The organism is Faecalibacterium sp. BCRC 81149 (assembly GCF_022750605.1).
In the GTDB taxonomy this organism is placed as follows: domain Bacteria; phylum Bacillota; class Clostridia; order Oscillospirales; family Ruminococcaceae; genus Faecalibacterium; species Faecalibacterium duncaniae.
On sequence record NZ_QXJA01000046.1, the window covers coordinates 1 to 527 of the forward strand.

Annotated in this window: 1 protein-coding gene; it reads right to left on the reverse strand. The window is 54.8% G+C overall.

Features of this window, described 5'->3' with window-relative positions:
* The coding region (locus D3F01_RS15880; RefSeq protein ID WP_186851765.1) for a sugar transferase at window positions 1-527 on the reverse strand (527 nt) is incomplete at both ends.

The window sequence follows — 527 nt, forward strand, 5'->3', positions numbered from 1 at the left end:
ATCAAGCTGGGATGGGCGATGTACATCAGATCCATCTGCAGTTTATCGTAAGGAGTCGTATTGTACTTGCCGTACACCTGCGCGTAACCGGTCAAGCCAGCCTTTGCCTGAAGCCGCAGTGCAAACTCCGGCATCTCCTCGCAGTACTGGGCTGCGATTTCAGGCCGCTCCGGGCGGGGGCCGACGATGGACAAGTCACCCTTGAGGATATTCAGAAGCTGGGGAAGTTCATCCAAACGGCAGGCACGAATAATATGGCCGACCTTCGTGATACGGTCGTCCTTATCGCCGGTGGAAAGGCGGGCCACGCCGTCTTTTTCTGCATCCACCCGCATGGAACGGAACTTGAGGATCTCGAACTGCTTGCCGTCTTCGGTCAGGCGCACCTGCTTGTAAAATGCAGGACCACCATCAGATTTGACTGCAATAGCCGTAATCAGAAACACCGGACTCAGGATAACCAGTGCCACCAGCGAGATCACAATATCCATGGCACGCTTGACAAACAAGAACTCCGGGCTTGCCAT